The following is a 22213-nucleotide window of genomic DNA, read 5'->3' on the forward strand; positions in this document are numbered from 1 at the left end:
CTCTTCCGGATAGGGCTTGGGCACAGCGACATCCTTCCCACCTGCCCCACAGGGCAAGCCAGTTCAGATGTCACCCGATCGTGCGGCAGACCCTCCCTAACGCCTTGGCGACCGCTTCCTGGTCAAATGTCTGTCGTCCTCGTTCTGTCATATGAGGACGGATTATAGGTGGCAGGAGTGAAAAAAGATGTAAGGAAGATTACGAAGATGCCGCTGAATGCGTGGCTGAAGGAGAAGGGGTGGGTTTTTGTTCTGTCAGGTGGAGGCTGTTTGTGAGATAGAGGACCACCGCAAGAATCCAGAGAGCGGCAAGCGCAACAGCGAGAAGAAGACGAAGAGGGCGTGCGAGAGCCCCGCTTAGCGATGATGATTCTCGAGATAGGAGCAATGCGGAGGCAAAGGTTGATGGTGTGAGGAGCAGAGCAACGTGGGGTGCAGTGTAGTACCCGACGGACAACTGTCCTCCGGCGAGGATCGCGGCGAAAGTGAGTGCGGCAACACCGAGAACCACCCAATGGATCATACGAAGGGGGAGTGTTGGCTGTAGGGTGCACTCGATATGCGCTAGAGCGGGACGATTTTCCTCCGAAGAGTACACAAGTAGCAGGTCTCCCTTTTCGCGAATGAGGTCAGGTTTTACCTCGCTGGTGCCGCCGTATGCTGCGCGAACCTTGCATTCTCCTCCAAATTCCACATTCGGATCAGTGATTCGTAGGCTCAAGTGATTGGCGCGAGCGTCGCGGAAAACGGCCGTAGGTCCAAGATCCTTTCGTTTCATGGTCAATGCTTGCCGCAGATCGAAAACAGACCTGCTCCTCTGAGTGAGGTCCATGGCCCGCCTCTCAGTGACGCTCGCAACGAAGGGCTCGTCTGCTGGCACGAGGCAATCCACTAGGGCGACCCAGTGGTGTCCAAGAAACTCATACTCCTCTAGTAGTGCTCGTGCACTTTTCCCGATTGGGCCGTCAGAATAGGGGTTTGACGCAGCCCAGGACTGGGCGATACGAATGAACTCAATCAGGTGGAACAGAAGGCCCGGAACCTCGTCGAGCCCCTGAAAGACACCGTTCGCTTTAAGAAGTGGAAGTACCAGCAGAGGATTTGCGGCAGGGCTATCGGTCTCGCGAAGGGCTTGCTCGTTTCGAAATGCAGGAAAGACCGGCGCCAAGATGGACTTCCAGTTGGAGAGCGTTTTCCTGAGGCCATATGCTTGCTGGTGCCCTGCGGTACCGGGAGGCAGGATGCCATTCCTGAGATACGCCCAAAGGGCGTCCCCGCGGTATCTTGTACGCATGTTGTGCCAGGCGCCGGCCTCGAACATGCAGATAGCGGATAGAACTGCGCGAAGGCGAGGCTCGAGGAGGCACATCTGCAAATCGCCTGCCGAGCCATTTGCGGCCATAATATGGCTAGCGAGGCGTCTCCCTCGCTCTTCAAGATGCTTAGCTAGAAGCAGGCCATTTTCTTGGACCGAGACCCGGTATACTTCCCTACCGGCCACTTCTGCCTCAAACCCAAACAAGAGAATGCGAGGGAAGGCCCCGACGGGCAGCCGAATCCATGCCGACTCGTAGATGCTCGGCAGGAGCTCTTCTCCTAGGGTGGCCCGAAGCGGTTTGACGTGCAAAATTCGGTTGCGTTGTACCCATAGAGAGCTAGCAAAGTCGATGCGTTCTACGCTGCGGGTCCTCCACGTCTCGGGGTTGTCTAGCAGTCTGAAGGTAACTTCCTCGGACCGCTGGAGATTGATGCGTTGGAAGATGGCCACTTCGTCGGCTTACCGAGCGAATGTCCAAGCTGCAAGTCGCCGGGCCTTCCTGATGCCCCATCTGGGCGCAATAGTGGACTTGACCTGTTCTGCTATAATCTGTTTATGGGGGGAAATGAACGAGGTCGCTCTCGACTTGTAAGCGCCTGGCGGCGTTTCCGGTCGAAAAATGATAGGGCTAAAAGTCCGGAGGTTCCTGACGTGGCCGAGATTACCCCAGTGGCAAACTCTGAACCCGCAGAATCTGCTGCGAATGTTGTGCTGCCGCCCAATCTCTCGGATGAGGAATTCTTGCGGCGGCGGAAACAGCTCGATGAAACCCCCATGCAGATTACAAGCGTCGATATGAAATGGCCTCAGTTTGGCGATGTGAAGCCAGGGCGTCCCATTGTCATTTATGACAATGGCGACCTCTGAGGTCCATTAGAACCAGGCTATCCCGTGGAGAGCTCCTGTCACTCCGCGCCGGCGAGCACCTCGGCCACGGGCAGGTAGCAGTGGCCCGTCTGACTGGCATGGCGCTTCTTCCGGTCGAGGAGGTCGTCCAGCCGGATGCGCTGATCGAGGACGGCCATGAAATCGAGGCCGTCCATCGTGATGAATGGCGTGCTGTAGCTGTAGACCGCCAGGGCGTCCGAGCTGTACCCGCTCATGCTGACGTAGAGCCCGAGCGTGTTCTTGCCCTTGCGCTCGATGTTGGCCTTGAACACGTCGAGCTCGCGCCGGCCAATGGCCTCCTTCCACCACTTCGCCTCAAGCACGTAGTGGTCGGTGTTGAAGGCGAAGGCGCCGTCGATCTGCTCATGAGCCAGGCTGTATGCCGCCCGCGGCTCCAGGTCGTACAGGGCAAACAGATCGTTGAGGAAGCCCTCGAACGCGGCCCCTCGCTTGTGCGGGTCCCCAGCTCCGTGCATCTGGAGGAAGCGCTGCTTCAAGTCCTCGTGGGACTGGGCGAACGCTCGACCGTCCTGGGCTTCCTTGGCGCTCTGGGCGATGGCGCGAGCGTGCTCTTCGTGCTCTTTGATGACCTCTTGCTGCTTGGCCGTCCAACGACGCAGTTCCGCGACTGCCGCTTTGGCTTTGGCCACCATGGCGTCACCGTCGGTCTGGCTCGTCAGGTTCGGGAAGGTCTCCATGGCAGCGATGTCGAGCATGAGAGCGACGGTCGCGTCGAGGTAGCGTGGCTCGTTGGCCCGCAGAAGATCAACCAGTTGGCCGGAGACCTCGCGCTTGGATGCCTCGAAGTCGAGCCGCGCCAGCAACTCGCTGTGGCCCTTGAGCATTCCTCGGAGGTACCCGGCAAAGGTCTTCTTGTTCCAGAAGATCAGCGTCAGACCTTCGACGAGCGCCAGGTACGCACTCGGGTTGATCGTCTTCCTTCGGCCGCCGTCCTCGTGCATCCGGCCCCCTCCTGCGCGTACCGCGACTCCCCGTCACCGACCTGTAACCGTAGCGCGCAGGACGCTCATGATCTCCCCCTACGACGAAACTAGAACCGACGGTGGGAAGGGGGCCCCAGGTCCTTCTTCGCCGGAGGCTTTGGTCGGTGGCCTGCATCGTGCCGGGAGCGGGGAGGCCGTACGCTCGCCAGCGGATCGGGCAGCACATGGAGCTGCCCGCAAGTGCCCGATGAGGACTCCCCGCGGAGGGCCCCGGCGCGGTGGAGGTGGGTAAAGCCTCAGGCCGGTCCATCGGCAGCGCCGCTGTTGTTGGCGAGCAAAGATCGATGGTCCGAAGCCGTGATCGACACTAAGCTCGCTGTCAGCCCGTGCCGGAATGGAGTGCGCGGGTGAGGCCCTGGTGCCCCCGCTCTGCGGGGACGCAGTACGACCGGAGCCGTCCTCGCCTCGGGTGGCCCACTCGGTCATCCGGGGCCTTCCCTCGACGGGTCGTGTAGATCCACTAGGCGGGCGCTGCGCGCCAGACGATCAACGAGCCGGCCGCGGCCACGCCGCGCTTCCTGGAAGCCCTGGTGCCCCGTGGTGGGGTCTTGGCGGCCCAGGTGGACGTGTCACCGATGTGTCACGGGTCATGCGGCGGCGGATGTGGTGGAGGTCCCTGACCTGGACGGTTGCGAGACTCCGCGGACGCATGTGGACGGTACGGACTGGGTCTGGGGGTCAAGGGGTCGCAGGTTCAAATCCTGTCGTCCCGACCAGCGTTTACGCAGGTCGGAGGCCGTTCTCTCACACACGAGAGGACGGCCTTTCGCGCGTCCGGGGCCATGGTGGTCGCAATGTGGTCGCACGTCCAGCCTGCGGCCGAGAGGCCGTGGCGCTGAAGGGCGACGCTGCCGGGGACCGGAGTCGGCGGATGGCCTCGCGGAGCTGTTCGAGTGCCACGGGCGTGCCCGGGCGGCCAGTGGAAGGCCGGGCCCGCTTCGTAGATCTCCTCCCCGTCCTTCGTCACAACTCTGCCTGGCCGGTGGCGTCGAGCGCGGTCAGGGCCTCCACATCCCTGGGACCGAGGGTCGTCACGGCCCGGGACCGATCGCGCGGGCTGCCGCCGCCAGCGCCGCTTCGGCTTCTTTCACCGTCCGGCGGACGATCTCGTCGGCGGGCAGGACCTGGTGGACGAGGGCGGTCGACTGGCCGGTGAAGGGCAGGTACTCTTCGCCGCCGCCGGCCAGGATCGCCGCCATCACGCGGGGCACGGTCTCCGCCGGGTCCACCCGGTACGGGTCTTCACGCAGGGCGTCCACGAGGGGAGTGCGCAGGCAGCGCGGCACGCCGGCACTACCGGGGCGGTTGAAGGGCGGCAGGATCTGCTCGCTGCCCACGACCTTCACCGTGTCCGCGGCGGCCGAGGCGACGATCCGGTTCTTCCACGCCTGCGACACGCTCATCTCTTCCGACGCGAGGAAGCGCGTCCCCATCAGCACCCCCTGCGCGCCCAGCGCCAGGGCGGCGGCCAGGCCGCGGCCGTCGGCGATCCCGCCGGCCGCGAGGACGGGTACCTGGCCCGCCATGTCCACGACGTCGGGGACCATCACCATCGTGCCGACGTCCGCGCCCTGCCCGCCGGCCTCGCCGCCCTGCGCGACGATCACATCGGCCCCGGCCTGGAGAGCCTCGTCTGCCTGACCGCAGCTGGAGACCTGCTGGATCCACAGGATGCCGGCGTCGTGGGCCCGGGCGATCAGGTCGGGCGGCACGGCCAGGTGGAAGGAGATCGCGGCCGGCCGCTCCTCGATCGTGGCCTGGAAGGCGTCCTCGTCGAGGGGGCGGCTGGTGTGGTTGATCGCGAACGGCCGGTCGGTCAGCTGCCGCAGCCGGGCCCACTGCTCCCGCAGTTCCGGGAGGGGCCGCACCGCCGTGCCGAGGCTGCCGAGCCCACCGGCCCGGCACACTGCGGCTGCGAGAGCGACCTCGTCCCAGGGGCCGAAGGGCGCGCAGACGATCGGGGCATCGATACCGAGAAGGCGGCATACGGGAGTGGTCAGCATCAGGACCTCCAGCAGGCCCGCGACAGTCCTTCGGCGAGCAGCCATGGCACATGCTTCTCCTTCCCATCATTCCGTACGCCGCCGTCCCCGGCCTCGTGAAGGAACCCGGTCCTGATCGGCTGGACGAGTCCGCATGCCCCGCGGTTTCGGCGCTCGGGATGCGACCGCGGCGCGGATCATGACCGTGGGGTTCAGCAGTACCGACGGGGGCGCTGCCCGCATCGCGAAGAGCGCGAGTCGACGGGAGACGTACGGGTCGGACACGGCTGCCGCGCGGACCGCCCGCTGGAGCGGGCTGGGTGGCCCGGCGAGTGCCTCCCGCCGGCCCAGAGCGTCGTACGCGTCGATGAACCGGTGTGCCCGGCGGTAGCCGCGCAGCGCGCGGTGCAGGTCCCGGCCCTGGGCCAGGGCCTCGGCGGTCGCGTCGGCCAGCCACGCGGCACTGCGGAACGCCCAGCCGCAGCCCACGGCCGGAACCGGGTCCGAGGCGGTGGCGGCATCACCGATCAGGACCAGCCCGGGCCGCGGTGTGGGGTCCCGGCGTATGCACGGGTAGTCGGTGGTGCCGATGAGGTTCGACACCCGCCGGGCGCCGACGAGGGAGGGCCCGTCCGGCAGGCGCCCGACGAACCGGTCGAACGCGCTTTGCCGCTCCGCGGTGAACTCGGGCAGCCTGTCCTTCGCCGGGAAGACACCCACCTGGGTGAGCCCGTCGTCGACCCGGATACAGACGGCGACGTCCCGGCCCACCGGCCAGACCTGGCCGTCCCCGGGGCCGTTCATCGTCGCGCCCTCGTAGTAGGTCCAGAACAGGAAGCGCTCGTTCGGGGCCTGGTCCTCGGGAACCTCCGCGAGCCGGGCGACGGTGGAGTGGTGGCCGTCCGCGCCGACGACCAGGCGGGCGCGGAGCTCGGTGCGCTCGGCCTGGCCGTTCGCGGTGACCACACCCCGTACGCCGCCGGCGTGGTCCTGGAGGAGGTCTACGACGCGGTGTCCCAGCATGAGGTCCACGCCCGGGGTCGCAGCGGCGATCTCCCGCAGCAGCGGGTCCAGCTTGCCGCGGCGCAGGCTGATCGCCGGCGGAATCGCACTGTCCGGCCGGGGGACGATCCAGCCGTGCTCCGTCCACACGCCGAGCCCGCTGGTGACGGCCGCACCGTGCGTGACCATGGGCTGCCAGAAGTCCAGTCGCTGCAGGACGCCGTGCGTGCCGCCGAGCACGAAGTGGCCGCACAGGGTCTTGTGCGCCTGGGGGCTGCGATGCCGTTCGACGAGTGCCACTCGCAGCCCGGCCCGGCCGTACGCCGTGGCCGCGGTGCAGCCCGCGATGCTCGCGCCGACAATGATCACGTCGTAGTCGTCCATGACTGCCTCCGCCGCTGCGTTCCGTTCCTTCGGTCATGACGCAGCATGCGCAGCCGGGCCGGTCGCGGACATCGGTAGTCGATACCCAACCTTGTGGCGGCAGCCTGCCTACCATGGACAAGGTGACGGTCGGCCCCTGCACGCTCGAGGAACGGGACGGCGAGATCGTGTCGCTGACCCGCTGGTGGGGGGAGGCGTGTGCCGGCACGGGACGGCTCGTTCTCGTCGGCGGTGACGCGGGGGCGGGCAAGACCGTGCTGGTCGAGGAGTTCGGCCGGAGGCTGGGCGATGTGCGCCTGCTCCGTGGCAGCTGCGAACCCCTCACCACGCCGCTTGCGCTCGGTCCGCTGCGCGACATGGCCCACAGCCTGTCGCCGACGCTGCGCCGGAAACTCACCGGCCCGGCCGATCCGGCGGAGGCACGCCGCCTGATGCTCGACGAGTTGCGGGGCGGCGCCGACCCCACCCTCGTGGTGCTCGACGACGCGCACTGGGCCGACGAGGCCACGCTGGACCTGCTGCGTTTCCTGGGTCGCCGCATCGAGGCCTGCCCGGCCATGCTCGTCGTGGCCTACCGGCAGGACGAAGTGGGGACCCGCCACCCCCTGCGCGTCCTGGCGGGGGACCTTGCGGCCCTTCCCGTCGTACGCCGGCTGACCGTGCCGATGCTGTCGGAGGAGGCCGTGGCACGGCTTGCGGCGGGAACGGACATCGACCCGGCCGAGCTGTACCGGCGCACGGGCGGCAACGCGTTCTTCGTAACCCAGGTCCTGGGGGATGGCCGGGCCACCGTTCCCCCCACGGTCCGGGACGCGGTGCTCGCTCGCGCCGCCCGCCTGGAGCCGGGTGCGCGGGAGGCCCTCGATGCCCTCGCCTGTCTCGGGACCCGGGCGGCCCCATGGCTGGTGGAGGCGGTTTCGGGCCGGGCGGCCGAGGACGTCGACGCCTGCCTGGACCGCGGGCTGGTCGCCGCCGATGACGGAGCGGTCGCATTCCGGCACGAGCTGGTTCGTGTCGCGATCATGGAGGCGATCCCGCCGGGACGCGCGGCGGTCCTGCACCGGCGGGCACTGGCCGTACTCGGTACACGGCCGCCCGGCGAAGTGGAACCGGCGCGGCTCGCCGATCACGCGGAGCGTGCCGACGACCGGGCCGCCGTGCTCGTCTACGCGCCCCTCGCGGCACAGCGGGCATCCGGGCTGGGGGCTCACACGGAGGCCGCGGCGCACCTTCGCCGCGCGCTCGCCGTCTTCCCGGGCAGGCTGGACGCGGACCGGGCCGGGCTCCTGGAGGAACTCGGTCGGCAGTGTCATCTCGCGGATGACCTCGACGGCGCCCTGCGCGCCCGGCAGGAGGCCGTCGAGGCGTGGCGGGAGGTTGGCGACGACCGTCGGCGGGGTGGGGCGCTGGTCGGACTGGCGATCACCGCGGCGCACCTGGCCCGGGAGATCCCGCTCGGGGAGAAGGCCTGCGACGAGGCACTCGCGCTGCTGGCGGGGCAGCCACCAGGACCCGAGTACGCACTCGCCTGCGCCATCCGCGCGAAGCTCTCCGGAATGGCGTTCCGCAACGCTGACGCGGTCACTTGGGGCGAGCGGCTCCTCGCCACGGCCGACGAGGACACCGGACCGCTGGATCGGGCGCTCGCGCTGTTGTCGATCGGCATCGGCCGCGCGCAGGACGGCGACCTGGCCGGCCTCGACCTGATCGCGGAGAGCGTCCGACTGGCGAGCGAGGCATCCGCACACGACCAGGCCGGACTCGGCTACTTCTGGCTCCAGCTGATCTGCGTGACCCGCCGCTGGTACCAGCAGGCCGAGCGGTGGTACGGGGAGGCCCTCTCCTTCACCGACGATCACGGGCAGGAGGTCTGGCGCCAGTGGCTGCGCGCCTTCCGGTCGAGGGCGCTGCTGGACCAAGGCCGGTGGGACGAGGCCGAGGCGCTCGCAACGGAGGTGCTGCGCACGGCGGGCGTGGACGACGGGCGCAGGATGATCGCCATGGTGGTGCTGGGCCGGCTGCGCGCCCGTCGAGGCGACTCCGATCCCCGCCCGCTGCTGACTCGGGTGGGTTCGATCATGGTCACCGCCGAACCGGTCGTCGGCTGGATCATCGGCGCCACGCCCGCCCTGGCGGAGGCCGCGGCGTATGCCGGCGACCTCGACCAGGTGCGCGCGATGGCCACTCCGGCCCTGGCGGCTGCTGTGTCACAGGGCGAGCCGTGGCTTCTCGGTGAGCTGGCCTATTGGATCACGCGTGCGAACGGACCGGCCGCCGTTCCGGCGCGGGCCGCAGAACCGTACCGGCTCCAGATGTCGGGCCGCCCACGCGAGTCGGCAGAGCTCTGGCAGGAGATCGGCTGCCCCTACGAGGCCGCGCTCGCGCTCGCCGACACCGCCGAGGAGGGGATGCTCCGCGAGGCGCTGGCGGCCTTCGACCGCCTGGGAGCACGGCCGATGCGCGACATCACCGCCCGCCGCCTGCGCAGGCTCGGGGTGCGCGACATCCCCAGACGCCCGACCCGCGCTGCCGGCCCGGACGGGCTGAGTACCCGTGAGCAGGAGGTGCTCACCCTCGTGGCCGACGGACTCCGCAATGCCGAGATCGCCGACGAGCTGTTCCTGTCGCGGCGCACCGTAGAGCACCACGTGGCCGCGGTGTTGCGCAAGCTCGGCATGGCGAACCGGTCGGAAGCCGCTCGATACGCCCGGCGAAACGACGTGACCGATCGCCGACCCACCGTGCCCCCCCTCGACCCGCACAACGTGATCGGGCACCGGACACCGTGATCGAGCAGCGGGAGGGTTTGCGGCCGGGGTGCCTGGCCGGGAACGGGTCAGATGGCGCCCCTTGGGGACCAGTTGGGGACCAGCGCCCACGTCGGAGGGCGCACGGCAGGTACCCATGTGCACGCTCGCAGATCAGAGGCCGTATCGGAAGCATCCGAGACGGCCTCTGAGCCGCTTCCGGGCATCGGGCCCCGGTCATCGTCAGACCCCTGCGGCGACGGCGGTCCCGAGTGCGAGCAGCACCAGCCCGGTGACCACGCGCAGCCCGCGCTGCACGGCCGGCCTGGTCATCAGGGCCCGGCCGCGGCTGACGCCCCAGGTGAACAGCAGGTACCAGCAGGCGTTCACGAACGCCCACACGGCGCCCAGCAGTGCGATCGAGGCGAAGGCCGGCCCGTGCGCGGTGACGAACTGCGGCAGTACCGAGACCGCGAACACGCCCGCTTTCGGGTTGCCCAGGTTCGTCGCGAGCCCCGTCCCGAAGGCGCCCCAGCCCCCCGCGCGCGGACCGTCCCGGCCCGGCGGCGTCGGGCCGCCGCGCTGCGCCCGGAGCGTGTTGACCCCCAGGACGACGAGCACCAGGCCGCCGGCGACGCGGACGACGGTGTAGACGCCGGGGTTGGTCAGCAGCAGCGTGGACAGGCCCGCGGCCGCCGACAGGGACCAGACGAGCAGCCCCACCGCGTTGCCGACGATGGTGGCCCGTGCGGCGCCCAGCCCGCCCTCCAGGGTCTGCCTCATCATCATCGCCTGGCCGGCACCCGGGAGCATCGCCAGGAGCCAGGTGGTCAGGACGAACAGCGGCAGTTGCGTGGGCATCACGGCAGCCTGTCGCCGGCGGCGGCGGGGAGCCCGCCGGACTGTGGGTGCCGTGCGTGGGGGGATAAGTTCTCGTCCTCGATGCTGACCATGGAAGGCCCTTTCGGTCGATGGAGTCCGGAAAGCCACTCGGAGGTTAGGGCGCGGCGGCCGCAGGACCGTCGGAGTACGCCTCGTGCGAGCCGTTCCGCGACCGGAGTTCCATTCTCCCTATAGGGCTCCTCCGGCTTTCGGAGAGCGATTCCAAGCGAATGTCGACCCTTTCTGCCGGTCGGCCGGCCGTCTGCGGGGCCGGGTCCTTCCGTTCTCGCACGTGAACGGCCCGCGGCGGGGAATCCCGTGCCGCCGTCGAGACCATACAAGGGCCGCCTGGATTCGCAAGGGGGCAGCTTGGCAGATTACGGAAGCAGGGAAAGTGCCTCGCCCGGTGCCGCCTCGGAACTTCGGCCCCGGGTAGCTTGAGAACCCCTGAGCGACTTTCCTCTGGTTAGGGAGTTCCGCCATGACCGGCGTATTGCAAGAAACCGCCCCGAGCAGCACCGCGGCCGCGGCCGAGATCCTTGACTGCACACTTCGGGACGGCAGTTATTCCGTGGACTTCAGGTTCACGGAGGAAACCATCAGGGCCGTCCTCGCCGGCCTGGAGGGCGCCGGGCTGGGGCTGATCGAACTGGGTCACGGCCTGGGCCTCAACGCCGGCGAGGCGCTCTCCCGGCCGAGCCTCGTCGGCGACGACCGGTGTTTCGCCCTCGCGTCCGAGACGCTGCGCCGGGCGGCCTGGGGGATGTTCTGCATTCCCGGTCTCGCCGAGCCGGACCACCTCGTCCGCGCCGCCGACGCCGGAATGGGATTCGTGCGCATCGGCGTCGACATCACCGACGTGTCCCCGGCCGCGCACTTCGCCGAGCTGGCGCGGGAACTGGGCCTGCGGACGTTCGTGAACCTGATGAAGACCAACGTCCTCGACGAGGACGGGGTCGTGGCGGCGGTCCGGCGGTGCGCCGGCTTCGGGGCCGACGGCGTCTACCTGGTCGACTCCGTCGGCGGATTCCTGCCGCACGAGGTCGAGGGGCTGTTCCGCCGGGTCGGCGCCGAGGTGTCCGTCCCGCTGGGCTTCCACGGCCACGACAACCTCGGGCTCGCCAACGCCAACGCGCTCGCCGCGGCGGCGGGCGGGGCGCGCTTCGTGGACGCCACCCTGGACGGCATCGGGCGCGGTGCCGGCAACACCGTGACCGAGGCCTTCGCCGCGATCCTGACCCGGCACCGGGCCGGAGCCGGCTATGACTACCGGGCGCTGGCCCAGCTCAGCGAGACCGTCGTGCGCCCGCTCCCGCGGCTGCACGACGACCGGACCTTCCAGGTGCTCGGCGGGCTGACGCAGACCCACTCCAGCTTCTTCCCGCTGATCACGCGCTGCGCCGAGGCGGCCGACGTGGACGTCTTCGAGCTGATGACCGCCGTCGCGGAGGTCGAGCGCGTACGTCCGACGGAGCAGCTCGTCAAGGAGCTGGCCGTCGCCCTGCGGCCCTGAACCCGGCGGGCCGGCCGCCGCACGGCGGCGTTCCGGGGCGGCCGGCCGCGCGGCTCCGCATGACATGCCTCACACGAAAGGCCCGCACCAGGCCGTCCGGAGCGGAGGGTTCGCGCCACCGTGGCGGTAAACACCAGGACCGATAACGGGATCATGGGACTATTCGCGGCATTCCCTTCCGGCCGGGACGGCGGCACGAGGCACTTGCCGGCCGTCGAAAGTGCCGCCGTGCCTCCAAGCGGAACGCGCGGCTTGATCGCGTGAGGTTCCGTCGTTCAACCGACTCCAGTTAGGGTCGGCCCAGTCGGTACGCCGACTGATCCGCCGATATGTACCGATCCGGCTCACGGGGGCCAGGGGAATTCCCTACAGGGAATGGCTGCCGGCTGCGTACAGAACCGTCACTCCCATCGTGTGGCGGCGTGCGCGCGTATTCATATCTGGAGTAATCGAAGATGATGAACTGGGCGAATGTCGAGGACTTCGGGGTCCAGCTCCAGCGCTATCGGAAGCGGGCCCAGCTGAGCCAGAAGACCTTGGCCGACCTTTCCACGGTCAGCGTGCGGGCGGTCCGCAACCTGGAACTCGGGCGGGTGGCCGCCCCGCGCCGGGAGACCGTACGGCTCCTCGCGGACGCGCTGCTGCTGACCACCGAGGAACGGCTCTCCTTCGAGCTCTCGGCCGGCGGCGAGGTCGACGAGGTGCTCTTCGAGGCCCTCGGCCTGCCGATCAGTGTCCTGGCCCGACCCCTCGTCGGACGTGCCCGCGAACTCGACTCGCTCACCCGGCAGTTGCTGGACGAGCGGCAGCGCATCACGGTCCTGTCCGGCTTCCCGGGCGTCGGCAAGACGCACCTGGCGGCCGCCGCGGCGGGTTCCGTCGAGGCGGCGTCCGCGACGGCCGTCCTCTGGGTCCGGCTGCAGGAGGACTTCGACCGGGGCCCGCTGCAGGCCGCCACCGCGGACCTGCTCGTCGGCGAGGGCGCGGGCGTCGGCCGGCTCGCCCGGCAGATCGGAGACCGTGCCGCGCTGCTCGTCCTCGACGGCAACGACCACGGCCAGGTCCGCCGCGAGACCGTGTGGTCCCTGATCCGCCAGTGCCCCCGGCTCGGCGTCCTGGAGACCGCCCGCGTCCCCCACGGGGTCTCGGACCACCACCGGTTCCTGGTGTCGCCCCTCCCCACCGGGCCCACCGGAGCACTGAGAGTCCCGCCGGGGGCCGCGCCCGGGGCCGCGCCGGCCTTGGACTTCCTGCTGCGGCGCCTGGCCGACCTGCGGCCCGGCTTCCAGCCGGGCGAAGGCGAACTGCGCAAGCTGGCGGAGATCTGCGCCCGGCTGGACGGCCTGCCCAGCGCCCTGGAATCCGCCGCCTCCTGGGCCACCGTGATCTCCACCGACGAACTGCTGACCATGGCCCGGGAGGAACCGGAGGCCCTGGCCAGCCACCCCGCGATGCGGACCGACCCCGTGGCGGCCGCGCAGGACGTGCTCGCCCAGCAGACCCCCGCCATCCAGGACCTGGCCCTGCGGCTCGCGGGCCGGTCCGAGGGCTGGACCGTCGGCCAGGTGGTCCGGCAGTCGGGACTCCCCAGGGCGCAGGCGGCCCTCGCCGTCCAGTCGCTGCTGCACGCGGGCCTGATCGCCGAGGTCCCCTCGCAGCCGGACGGGCCCGTCCGCTTCGCCCTCCTCAACCTGGTCCGGGCCGCGATGCGGGGCCGCTCCCCGCTCGCCCCCCGGCTCGCGCTGCGCGCCTGCTGACCCCCTCGCACCACCCCCTCGCTGTGTTCCTCGAAACGGAGTACCCCATGCGCCTTTGCACCCTCACCCTGGCCGGCCGGGAGGACGTCGGCATCGCCGTCGACGGCGGGATCGTCCGGCTCAGCGTCCTGGCCGAGCTGACCGGGACCGCGCTCGGTCCCACCCTCTTCGACGTCGTCGTCGGCGACCAGCTGGAGGGCATCCGCGAGGCGCTGGCCGATCCGGAGGCCAGGGCCAAGGCCCTCCACTCCGCCGAGGTGTCCTTCGGGCCGATCTACCGCCACCCGCCCAAGCTGTGGGGGGTCGGGCTGAACTTCCGGGGGCACGCCGCCGACCTCGACGTCGAGCAGCCCGTCGGCACCCCGGGCTCCTACCTGCGCCCGAGCAGCTGCGTCATCGGCGACGGCGACGAGATCGTCCTGCCCGTCCAGTCCGACCGCGTCACGGCGGAGGCGGAGCTCGGCGTGGTGATCGGCCGGACCTGCCGGGACGTCGCGCCCGAGGACGCGGCCTCGGTCGTCTTCGGCTACACGACCATCCTGGACATGACCGCCGAAGACGCGATCCGCGTCAACCCGCGCTACATCCCGTGGTCCAAGGCGTTCGACACCTTCTGCAGCCTCGGCCCGTGGATCGTGACCCCCGACGAGGTCGGCGACCTCTCCTCGATCCGCATCTCCACCGTGGTGAACGGCGAGACCATCGCCACCAACCAGGTCTCCGCCATGATGCGCGACCCCTACTGGCAGGTCGCCCACTTCTCCGGCGGCATGACCCTCGACGCGGGATCCGTGCTGTCCACGGGTACGCCCGGGGCCGGGGTCATCCGGGACGGTGACGTCGTCGAGGCCGTGGTCGAGGGGATCGGCACCCTCCGCAACACCGTGCGCCGCGCCGGCGGTCCCGGCGGTAAGGCCCGTATCTGAACGCGCGGCCACTCCGATAACATGTTCGGCCTCACAACGATCACGTCGAAACATGAACATCGGCTGAAAAATTGATATCTGCGGTATCGCGAGTGTTTTCCGGAAACGACGGCGGAACGGAGCCTCCCGTGTGGCGCCGGCCCCCGGTGGTGCTGTGGGCTGCCGTCGGCCTGATCGGCCTGGGATTCCTCGTCGCCCTGGAGGTCGTCTCGCGCCATTACGGCACCCCGGGCCCGATCACCGCCCAGGCCCGCGAGGTGGTCTTCCCGCCCAAGTCGGGGACGGTGCTCTACGCCGCCATGACCCTGATGCTCGTGGTGCTCCCCTGGCGCCGGCGGTTCCTCGCCGTCGGCGCCGCCGTCGGCATCGACCTGGTGTTCTGGCTCGGGCGCTGGGCGGCCGGCGTTCCGACGATGTTCGGCAACGGCGCGCTGATCGTGACCCTGGCCTGCGGCGTCATCGCCCTCACCCGGCGCACCGGCCGGGAGCGCGCCCTGCTGCTGAAGGGCGTCGGACTGGCCCTGCTGCTGGTGACCGGCCGCAAGACCGGCTACACCTGGCTGGACATCACCGCGCAGACCCGCCCCACGGTGCTCGACCAGTACGTGGCGACCGCCGACCACGCGCTCGGCAACCCCTCGTGGGTGGCCGGCCGGATCGTGGAGGCCACCGGGACCGTCGGCGCCCACGTCCTGGAGTGGGTCTACATCCAGCTCGCGGTCGGCGCGGTCCTCGTCGCCCTCTACCAGCTGCGCGACGTGGCGGCCGAGCGCCGCTTCCCGAAGCACCACCTGGTGCGCACGTTCCTGGTCGTCGGGCTGCTCGGACCGGGCATCTACATGATCTTCCCGGTGGTCGGCCCGATCTTCGCCTACGGCGCGGACGGCGGCCAGTGGGCCCTGGCCGACCTCTGGCCGAACACCCCGCCGCCGCTCGGTACCCCGCAGGCGATGCTCTTCGACGGGGTCACCCCGCGCAATTGCATGCCGAGCCTGCACACGGCGTGGGCCACCGCGATCTTCGTCCATTCGCGGAAGGGCCCGAGGGCCCTGCGCTTCCTCGGCGCGTTCTGGCTGGTCGCCACCCTCGGCGCCACCCTCGGATTCGGCTACCACTACGGTGCGGACATCCTCGCCGGCGTGGTGTTCACCCTCACGATAGAAATCGCCCTGCGCGCCGCCGACCGGGGCTGGGACCGGCGGGGCCTGCGGCTGGCCGGGTACGGAACGGCCGTCTTCACCGCGCTGCTGCTCTCCTACCGCTTCCTGTCGCAGGAGCTGGCCGCGCTGCCGTGGCTGTGCGGGCCGCTGCTCGTCCTGGCGGCGGGCTCGGTGGTGTACGGCTACGTGCGGACCACGGGTCTGTGGGACCGCGAGACCGCGCCGGCGGCCGTGCCGCGGCCCCGGCGCGAGGTTCAGCCCGAGCTGGTGTGAGCGGCCGGCCCGTCCCCGGTGTCCTGGGGCGGCGGGTCGTCCGTCAGCAGGCCCGTACGCAGGGTGGTGAGGGTCCGGGTCAGCAGCCGGGACACGTGCATCTGCGAGATGCCGAGCCGCTCGCCGATCTGCGACTGGGTGAGCTCCTGGCCGAAGCGCAGGGACAGGATCTCCCGGTCCCGCTCGGGCAGCTCCGCCAGCAGCGGCTTGAGGGACTCCAGGCACTCGATGCGCTCGTAGACCGGCTCCTCCTCGCCCAGCGGGCGCTGGGCCGTCCCGGAGTCGGCGTCGTCCTGCGCCGGCGCGTCGAGTGACCGCGAGGCGTACACCTGGGCGGCCCGGCGGCCCTCGGCCAGCTCGGCCTCCGTCAGCCCGAGCCGCTCCGCCAGCTCGGCGTCGGTGGCGCCGCGGCCCAGGTCCTGCTCCAGCGCGTCGGAGGCCTTGGCCAGGTTCAGCCGGAGCTCCTGGAGCCGGCGGGGGACCTTCACGGCCCAGCTCGTGTCGCGGAAGAAGCGCTTGATCTCACCCGTGACGGTGGGCAGCGCGAAGGTGGTGAACTCCACCCCGCGGGTGACGTCGTACCGGTTGATGGCCTTGATCAGGCCGATCGTGCCGACCTGGACGATGTCCTCGAAGGGCTCGCTGCGGCCGCGGAAGCGCCGGGCGGCGTACTTGACCAGGCTGAGGTTCAGCTCGACGAGCGTGTTGCGCACGTACGCGTATTCGGCGGTGCCCTCCTCCAAGGCGTGCAGCCGGCGGAACAGCGACCGCGAGAGGGTCCGGGCGTCGGCGGTGCTCGCCTTGAGCGGCTCGGCGAGGAGCTCCGCCACGGGCTCCTCCAGCGGTGTCGCCGGACGGTCCTGGGACGGGGTGCTGGGGCAGGCGGCCCGCGGGGTTCCGCGGGTGCGGCGGGTGCCGGTCTGCTGGATTCGGGTCATGGAACGGACCTCCGATCCATGTCGGGTTTCAGGTACTTCATACCCGTTCCTCAGGTTAATGACGCTTCCTCCTTCCGGCCGGCCTCAGGTGATCCGCACCACCACCAGGCTGGTGTCGTCGTCGGTGTCCCCGAGGACCGCCGCCATCAGCCGGTCCGCGAGCTCCTCCGCCGGGCCCGGACGCATCCGCTCCACCGCCCGGCGCAGGGCCTCCATGCTCTCGTCCAGCCCCACGTGCCGGCGTTCGATGAACCCGTCCGTGTACAGCAGCAGCGTGTCACCGGGCCGCAGCTCCGTGGACGACTCCGCGTACCCGGCCCCCGGCAGCGCGCCCAGCAGGATGTTGTACGGCCCTTCCAGGAACCGGGCCCGCCCGCCCCGCAGCAGCAGCACCGGCGGGTGGCCGGCCCCCGACCAGCACAGGGACCGGTCGGCGGGGTCGAACAGGGCGCACACCGCCGTCGCCGTGGGCTGCCCCGGCGTGCGCATGGCCACCTCGTTCAGCCATCCCATCAGCCGGCCCGGGGGGTTCCCCGTGAAGGCCAGACCGTGCAGTGCCCCCCGCAGGGCGATCATGGCGGTGGCGGAGCCGATGCCGTGCCCGGCGATGTCCCCCACCGTGACCAGCACCTTCCCGTCGGGCAGCGACTGCACGTCGTACCAGTCACCGCCCACCCGGTACTCCACGGCGGCCGGCCGGTAGCGCGCCGCCACCCGCAGCCCCGGCGGGGTCTCCAGGGGCGGAGCCTCCGGGACGATGGCGTGCTGGAGCCCGAGCACCAGGTGGTCGCGCAGCTCCGCCTCGGTCCGCGCGGCCGACAGCTGGTCGTACGTGGCGGTCAGCGCGACCTCCGTGTGGTGCTGCGCCGACACGTCCTGGAACACCCCCACGATCCCGGTCAGCGCGCTCCCCGTCAGCACCGGCTCGGCCGCCACCCGCACCCGGCGCACCCCGCCCCCGGGCCGCACCACCCGGACCAGGGCCCGCCCGCCCTCGTGCCGGTCGGTCAGCGAGGCCAGCAGGCCGTCCAGCCGCCCCGCGTCCTCCGGGTGCAGCCGGGACCCCAGGGACCTCAGCGGCACCGCCGGATCCTCCGGGTGCAGCCCGAAGACCGGGTACGCGTGCGCGCTCCACACGGTCGTACCGGCCACGAGGTCCTCCTCGAACACCGCCAGCTGGTCCAGCCGCGCCAGCGCCCGGGTCACCGGCGGGCCGCGCCGGTCGTCGGCGTGCCACATCACCACGGCGCGCCCGTCGCCCAGCGGCAGCACCCGCACCTCCGCCATCGTGTGCTCGGCCGCCGCCCCGGCCTTGCGGGGCCTGGCGCCCGCCGGGGTGGCCGGCAGGGAGGGGGCGTACTGCGGGGCCCCGGTGGCGTTCGCCCGCGCGAGCAGCCCGACCAGTTCCTCGTAGACCGAGGGGAAGAGCTGCGCGACCGGCCGCCCGGCCGGCGCCGGAAGCGGGCCGAGGGCGCGCACGGCGGCCGGGTTGAGGTAGTCCACCCTGTGGGCCCGGCCGAATCCGCGCGGCTCCAGGTCCCCCGTCGGGAGCGACACGCTGACGACCATCGCGGGCAGCACCAGGTCGGCCAGGACGGCGGTGAGCCGGGGCGCCGGGGCCGCACCGCGGTCCCCGCGGTCCAGCACCTGCCCGGCCGGCCGGCACAGGGCCGCGACCGTGGCGCGCAGCCCGCTGTCCAGGACCCGGGGGACCGGCCAGACGACCAGCGCCAGCCCCACGCTCCGCCCCGACCGCTCCAGCGGGACCAGCCCCCGGGCCGCGTCCGCGCGCGGGCCGGGCAGCCGGCCCTCGGCTCCCGGCCCGTCGGGGAACCACGCCGGCACGCCCACCGTGAGGGCGCGGTGCAGCGGACCTCCGGTCTCGGGGGGCACCCACCGCCAGTGCGCGGCCTCCAGCGGGGTCGCCCCGGCGTGCCCGGCCAGCTCCAGGCAGTCGGTCTCCGTGCGCCGCCACAGGTAGACGGACTCGACGCCCAGCCGCCGCAGACCGCTCTCCAGCAGGGACGCGGCCGCCGCCCCGGCCGTGTCGGAGGTCAGCACCGCGGTGGTTCCCCGCCGGATCCGGCGGGCCTCGGCCGTCGGCAGGGGGTCCGCGGCCGGCCCCGCCGCGCGCTCGACGTCCGAGCCGGCGGCCGCGTTGACGATGTCCGCCGCGAGGTCGGTCGCGCTCAGCCCCGTGGACACGGCCAGCCTGAGCAGGTGGTCGGACGCCTCGGCGGGGGAGAGGGCCAGCTGGGCCATCAGCACCCCGCAGGCCAGGTCCAGCAGACTGCGCCGGGCCCGGTCCGCGTGCAGGGCGGCGACCTCGGCCGTCAGGTCCGCGACGGCCGAGGAGAGTCCGCTCTCGGGCTGGGCCATGACGGCTCCTCAGCGGGGGGTCAGCCAGGTGCGCAGGGCGGTGAGCAGCCGGTCGGGGGCCACCGGTTTGACCACGTAGTCGGAGGCGCCGGCCGCCAGGGCCTCCGCGCGGTCGCCCGGCATCGCCTTCGCGGTCACCACCACCACCGGCAGCTCCGCCAGCCGGGGCATGGCCCGGATGGCCCGGGTGGTCGCGTAGCCGTCCAGGCCGGCCATCATCAGGTCCATCACCACCAGGTCCACCTCCGGGTGCGCGGCCAGCAGCCGGATGCCGGCCTCGCCGTTGTCGGCCGTCAGCACCTGCATGCCCGCCGACTTGAGCACCTCGGTGAGCGCGAACACGTTGCGGGTGTCGTCGTCGACCAGGAGCACCGTCCGGTCCCGCAGGCCCTCGTCGTCCACCTGCGGGGCGAACCTGGGGGCGGGAGCGGACCCGTCCCGCTCGTCCTCTTCCTCCGCCTCCGCGCCGCCGCGCGCCGGGCGGGCCTGCGCCCGGCCGTCGTGCTCCGGCAGGTAGAGGGTGAAGCAGCTGCCCTGGCCCATCGTGCTCTCGGCGGTGATGGTCCCGCCGAGCAGCTTGGAGACCTCGCGGCTGATGGACAGTCCCAGGCCGGTGCCGCCGTACGCCCGGTCGGCGCCGCTGTCGCCCTGCTGGAAGGCGTCGAAGACGGACTCGAGCTGCTCGGCGGCGATCCCGATGCCGGTGTCGACGACCCGGAACGCGAGCACCGGTCCCGCCCCGCGCAGCGGCTCGGGCACCTCCCGCGGGGCGGCCGCCTGGACGCGCAGCGAGACCCCGCCGGTCCGGGTGAACTTCAGGGCGTTGGACACCAGGTTGCGCAGCACCTGCCGCAGCCGGGCCTCGTCGGTGACCAGCCCCTCGCCCGCCGACGGCGCCCCGCTCACGGTGAACTCCAGGCCCCGCTCGTCCGCGACGGGCCGGAACGTGACGTCCACGTAGTCCAGGACCCGCTGCAGGGACACCGGCTCCGGGTGCACGTCCATCCGCCCGGCCTCGACCTTCGACAGGTCGAGGATGTCGTTGATCAGCTGGAGCAGGTCGGAGCCGGCCGAGTGGATGACGGCCGCGTAGTCGGCCTGCTTCTCCGTCAGATTGCCCTCCGGGTTCTGGGCCAGGAGCTGGGCCAGGATCAGCAGGCTGTTGAGCGGGGTCCGCAGCTCGTGGCTCATGTTGGCCAGGAACTCCGACTTGTAGAGCGAGGCCCGGGCCAACTCCTGCGCACGCTCCTCCAGTTCCTGGCGGGCCTGCTCGATCTGGTGGTTCTTCCGCTCGATGTCCCGGTTGCGGTCGGCCAGCAGGGCGGCCTTGTCCTGGAGTTCGGCGTTGCTGCGCTGGAGCTCGCGCTGGCGGGCCTGGAGTTCACCGGAGCGGGCACTGAGCTCGGCCGTCAGCAGCTGCGAGCGCTCCAGCAGCTCGTCGGTACGGGCGTTGGCGGTCAGCGAGCTGACGTTGACGCCCAGCAGCTCGGTGAACTGCTCCAGGAAATCGCGGTGCAGGGGCGCGAACGGGCGCAGGGAGGCGAGCTCCAGGGCGCCGAGCACCTGCCCCTCGAAGACGATGGGCAGCACGATCAGGGAGGAGGGGTCGGCGGAGCCCGTCCCGGTGAGCACCGGCGCGTACCCCGGCGGCAGTTCGTCCACCACGACCACCCGGTGGTCGGCGGCCGCCTGCCCGACCAGCGACTGCCCCGGGTGGAAGCGGCGAGGCCCGGACGAGGGGTCGTCGGGCAGCCCGTACGAGGCGATCGCGACGAGTTCCGGAGCCTGGCCCTCGGCGCGGTCGGCCTGCTCGGCGCCCACCGCGCCCTGCGGGCCGTCGAGGGCCAGGAAGAAGCAGCCGTACTGGGCGTGCACCAGCGGCGGCACCTCGCGCATGATCAGCTGGGCCACCGTGGTCAGGTCGCGCCGGCCCTGGATCCCGCCGGAGATCCGCGCCAGCTGGGTCTTGAGCCAGTCCTTCTCCTCGTTGGCCCGAGTGGTGGCCCGCAGCGACTCCACCATGGAGTTGATGTTGTCCTTGAGCGCCCCGACCTCCCCGGGGGCCTCCACGGCCACCGTACGGGTCAGGTCCCCGCGGGCCACGGCGCTGGTGACCTCCGCGATGGCCCGTACCTGGCCCGTGAGGTTCGCCGCGAGCTCGTTGACGTTCTCGGTGAGCCGGCGCCAGGTGCCGGACACGTCCGCGACCTCGGCCTGGCCGCCGAGCCGGCCCTCGCTGCCGACCTCCCGGGCCACCCGGGTCACCTCGGCCGCGAACGACCCCAGCTGGTCGACCATCGTGTTGATGGTCGTCTTCAGCTCCAGGATCTCCCCGCGGGCGTCCACGTCGATCTTGCGGGTGAGGTCGCCCTCGGCGACGGCCGTGGTGACCTGCGCGATGTTGCGGACCTGGTTGGTGAGGTTGTCCGCCATCGAGTTCACGTTGTTGGTCAGGTCCATCCAGGTGCCCGAGACCCCGTGGACGGTGGCCTGCCCGCCCAGGTTCCCCTCCGTGCCCACCTCGCGGGCCACCCGGGTGACCTCCTCGGCGAACGAGGACAGCCGCTCGACCATCGTGTTGATGGTCTCCTTCAGCTCCAGGATCTCCCCGCGCGCGTCGACCCTGATCTTCTGCGTGAGGTCGCCCCTGGCCACCGCCGTGGCCACCTGGGAGATGTTGCGGACCTGCGAGGTCAGGTTGTCCGCCATGCTGTTGACGGCGTCGGTCAGCTCGCGCCACACGCCCCCCACCGGCGGCACCCGCGCCTGCCCGCCGAGCCGGCCCTCGCCGCCGACCTCCTGCGCCACCCGGGTCACCTCGGTGGTCACCTGCGACAGCTGGGCGACCATGCCGTTGAAGACGGCCGCGATGTTCCCGGGCAGGCCGCCGGCGTCCTCCGGAAGCCGGGTGTCCAGATTGCCGTCACGGACCGCCATCAGGCCCGCGAGCAACTGTTCCAGCGTTCTGTCTGTCTCGTCCATGGCCAGTCCCGTAGAGGAGCCGTCGACTCCACTGTGACACGCGAGGCTTCGTCCCGGAGTCCGCGCCCGCCGGCCTGG

13 protein-coding genes are annotated in these 22213 nt (G+C 71.0%); 6 read left to right on the forward strand and 7 right to left on the reverse strand.

Annotated elements, in window-relative coordinates:
• Positions 1-1969 precede the first annotated feature (1969 nt).
• Positions 1970-2185 (forward strand): hypothetical protein, encoded by a 216-nt coding sequence (locus ACFY0O_RS32575; protein WP_388953442.1) that lies wholly within the window; start codon positions 1970-1972, stop codon positions 2183-2185.
• Between the two features lie 38 nt (positions 2186-2223).
• On the opposite strand, the gene ACFY0O_RS32580 is transcribed toward ACFY0O_RS32575, so the two are convergent.
• The 3 genes from ACFY0O_RS32580 to ACFY0O_RS32590 form a co-directional block, all read right to left on the reverse strand.
• Positions 2224-3168 (reverse strand): restriction endonuclease, encoded by a 945-nt coding sequence (locus ACFY0O_RS32580; protein WP_388953445.1) that lies wholly within the window; start codon positions 3166-3168, stop codon positions 2224-2226.
• 1073 nt (positions 3169-4241) lie between these two features.
• The gene (locus ACFY0O_RS32585) at positions 4242-5258 is read right to left on the reverse strand and encodes an NAD(P)H-dependent flavin oxidoreductase (RefSeq protein WP_388953448.1); all 1017 of its coding nucleotides are present in this window, start codon (positions 5256-5258) and stop codon (positions 4242-4244) included.
• Between the two features lie 21 nt (positions 5259-5279).
• Positions 5280-6578: an FAD-dependent oxidoreductase gene (locus tag ACFY0O_RS32590; protein WP_388953450.1), complete on the reverse strand. Its 1299-nt coding sequence runs from the start codon at positions 6576-6578 to the stop codon at positions 5280-5282.
• A gap of 113 nt (positions 6579-6691) precedes the next feature.
• On the opposite strand from ACFY0O_RS32590, the gene ACFY0O_RS32595 reads away from it, so the two are divergent.
• Positions 6692-9367 carry an ATP-binding protein gene (locus tag ACFY0O_RS32595; protein ID WP_388953452.1) on the forward strand — a complete coding sequence of 892 codons (2676 nt, stop codon included), beginning with the start codon at positions 6692-6694 and terminating at the stop codon, positions 9365-9367.
• A 201-nt stretch (positions 9368-9568) separates the two neighbouring features.
• Here the strand turns inward: ACFY0O_RS32595 and ACFY0O_RS32600 are convergent, their stop codons facing one another.
• Positions 9569-10186: a LysE family translocator gene (locus ACFY0O_RS32600; protein ID WP_388953455.1), complete on the reverse strand. Its 618-nt coding sequence runs from the start codon at positions 10184-10186 to the stop codon at positions 9569-9571.
• Positions 10187-10688: 502 nt separating this feature from the next.
• Between ACFY0O_RS32600 and ACFY0O_RS32605 the strand changes: the two genes are divergently transcribed.
• From ACFY0O_RS32605 to ACFY0O_RS32620, 4 genes are all read left to right on the forward strand, one after another.
• Positions 10689-11720: a hypothetical protein gene (locus ACFY0O_RS32605; RefSeq protein WP_388953458.1), complete on the forward strand. Its 1032-nt coding sequence runs from the start codon at positions 10689-10691 to the stop codon at positions 11718-11720.
• A 458-nt stretch (positions 11721-12178) separates the two neighbouring features.
• The gene (locus ACFY0O_RS32610) at positions 12179-13477 is read left to right on the forward strand and encodes a helix-turn-helix domain-containing protein (RefSeq protein WP_388953460.1); all 1299 of its coding nucleotides are present in this window, start codon (positions 12179-12181) and stop codon (positions 13475-13477) included.
• Between the two features lie 47 nt (positions 13478-13524).
• Positions 13525-14403, forward strand: coding sequence for a fumarylacetoacetate hydrolase family protein (locus ACFY0O_RS32615; RefSeq protein ID WP_388953462.1), 879 nt, complete (start codon positions 13525-13527; stop codon positions 14401-14403).
• Positions 14404-14531: 128 nt separating this feature from the next.
• On the forward strand, positions 14532-15836 hold the full coding sequence (locus tag ACFY0O_RS32620; protein WP_388953465.1) for a phosphatase PAP2 family protein: 1305 nt from the start codon (positions 14532-14534) through the stop codon (positions 15834-15836).
• On the opposite strand, the gene ACFY0O_RS32625 is transcribed toward ACFY0O_RS32620, so the two are convergent.
• The 3 genes from ACFY0O_RS32625 to ACFY0O_RS32635 all read right to left on the reverse strand — a co-directional run bounded on the left by ACFY0O_RS32625 (position 15818) and on the right by ACFY0O_RS32635 (position 22141).
• Positions 15818-16774, reverse strand: a complete 957-nt coding sequence (locus ACFY0O_RS32625; protein WP_388953468.1) for a SigB/SigF/SigG family RNA polymerase sigma factor — start codon at positions 16772-16774, stop codon at positions 15818-15820. The two genes, ACFY0O_RS32620 and ACFY0O_RS32625, sit on opposite strands and share 19 nt — an antisense overlap.
• A gap of 84 nt (positions 16775-16858) precedes the next feature.
• Positions 16859-19153, reverse strand: coding sequence for a SpoIIE family protein phosphatase (locus tag ACFY0O_RS32630; RefSeq protein WP_388953471.1), 2295 nt, complete (start codon positions 19151-19153; stop codon positions 16859-16861).
• A gap of 9 nt (positions 19154-19162) precedes the next feature.
• Positions 19163-22141, reverse strand: coding sequence for a HAMP domain-containing protein (locus ACFY0O_RS32635; protein WP_388953753.1), 2979 nt, complete (start codon positions 22139-22141; stop codon positions 19163-19165).
• Between the last annotated feature and the right edge of the window lie 72 nt (positions 22142-22213).

It is taken from the genome of Streptomyces sp. NPDC001594 (assembly GCF_042893675.1).
Lineage (GTDB): Bacteria > Actinomycetota > Actinomycetes > Streptomycetales > Streptomycetaceae > Streptomyces.

Bases quoted from the DNA above. Each gene is read 5' to 3' on its own strand.
- ACFY0O_RS32605 (WP_388953458.1), top strand. From the start codon at position 10,689: ATGACCGGCGTATTGCAAGAAACCGCCCCGAGCAGCACCGCGGCCGCG.
- ACFY0O_RS32595 (WP_388953452.1), top strand. From the start codon at position 6,692: ATGGACAAGGTGACGGTCGGCCCCTGCACGCTCGAGGAACGGGACGGC.
- ACFY0O_RS32610 (WP_388953460.1), top strand. From the start codon at position 12,179: ATGAACTGGGCGAATGTCGAGGACTTCGGGGTCCAGCTCCAGCGCTAT.
- ACFY0O_RS32585 (WP_388953448.1), bottom strand. From the start codon at position 5,258: ATGGCTGCTCGCCGAAGGACTGTCGCGGGCCTGCTGGAGGTCCTGATG.
- ACFY0O_RS32600 (WP_388953455.1), bottom strand. From the start codon at position 10,186: ATGCCCACGCAACTGCCGCTGTTCGTCCTGACCACCTGGCTCCTGGCG.
- ACFY0O_RS32580 (WP_388953445.1), bottom strand. From the start codon at position 3,168: ATGCACGAGGACGGCGGCCGAAGGAAGACGATCAACCCGAGTGCGTAC.
- ACFY0O_RS32615 (WP_388953462.1), top strand. From the start codon at position 13,525: ATGCGCCTTTGCACCCTCACCCTGGCCGGCCGGGAGGACGTCGGCATC.
- ACFY0O_RS32630 (WP_388953471.1), bottom strand. From the start codon at position 19,153: ATGGCCCAGCCCGAGAGCGGACTCTCCTCGGCCGTCGCGGACCTGACG.
- ACFY0O_RS32590 (WP_388953450.1), bottom strand. From the start codon at position 6,578: ATGGACGACTACGACGTGATCATTGTCGGCGCGAGCATCGCGGGCTGC.
- ACFY0O_RS32625 (WP_388953468.1), bottom strand. From the start codon at position 16,774: ATGACCCGAATCCAGCAGACCGGCACCCGCCGCACCCGCGGAACCCCG.